Annotated in this window: 1 protein-coding gene; it reads right to left on the bottom strand. The window is 65.3% G+C overall.

From position 1 onward, the window contains the following. Positions 1-1,121 (bottom strand): amino acid adenylation domain-containing protein (locus ACFQUU_RS29310; RefSeq protein ID WP_382252164.1); only part of this gene is annotated, 1,121 nt, incomplete at both ends.

Here is a 1,121-nt window from a genome sequence, read left to right as displayed (position 1 = left end):
TTGTCGCCGGGATGGTCTTCGCGCGCGATCACTGCAATTTCTTTCACTCCACGATACTGCGCCAGCTTCGCCTCGATCTCACCCAGTTCGATGCGCATGCCGCGCAACTTCACCTGGTGGTCATTTCTGCCCAGGAATTCCAGGTTGCCATCGGCACGATAGCGTCCCAGGTCACCGGTCTTGTACATCCGCGCACCCGGTTCATTGCTGAACGGATCGGCAACGAAACGCTCTGCTGTCAGCTCCGGCTGGTTCAGGTAGCCGGTCGCCACCCCCGCGCCGCCGATATGGATCTCGCCTGCCACCCCCACCGGCACCGGCTGGCCGTAACCATCCAGCACATAGATGCGGGTGTTGGCGATCGGCCGCCCGATCGGCAGGCTGGTGGCGTCGTCGGCCACGTCAGTGATTTCACAGGTAGTGGCAAACGTGGCGGTCTCGGACGGACCGTAGCAATGGATCAGATGTTGCGGTGCGCTGTGGCGCAATACCCGGGCCACTGCCCGCGGATCGACCACATCGCCACCCGTCAGCAGGTAGCGCAGCTGCGGCAGTACCGGGGACAGCGTGTCGGCATACGCGCTCAGCAGGCCCGCCACCAGGTGCAGGATCGTTACCTGATGGTGTTGCAGTTGTTGCGACAGTGCCTGCGGGTCGAGCAGCGTGGCCTGGTCGATCACGACGATGCGCCCGCCATGCAGCAGCGGTGCCCAGACTTCCATACTGGAAGTGTCGAACGCAGGGTTGGCGGTGAAGGCAACCCGGTCGTCGGCCCCGAAGCGGGCATAGTGGTTGTTGACCACCAGCCGCACCATCGCCCGGTGCGGCACGATCACGCCCTTGGGTTGGCCGGTCGAGCCGGACGTGTACAGGATCGCTGCGGCCGCTGTGCTGTCGTTGCCCAGCGCCAGCCGTGGGCTGGCCTGCGGTGCGGGCACCAGCGTATCGAGGTCGATGCGCGTGGCCGGGGTGTCAGGAAGAGACAGCGAACTCACGCTGAGCACCACCTGGGCGTGGCTGTCGGCGATCATGAAGGCCTGGCGGCTGGCCGGGGCATTCTGGTCCAGCGGCACGTAGGCAGCGCCGCACTTGAGGATCGCCAGTTCGGCCACCACCAGTTC

Origin of the sequence: Herbaspirillum sp. GCM10030257 (assembly GCF_042666555.1) — a bacterium.
Taxonomy (GTDB): Bacteria; Pseudomonadota; Gammaproteobacteria; order Burkholderiales; family Burkholderiaceae_D; genus Noviherbaspirillum.
Note: the sequence above shows the minus strand (reverse complement) of the source record. Positions and strands in the feature narration are given on the sequence as shown.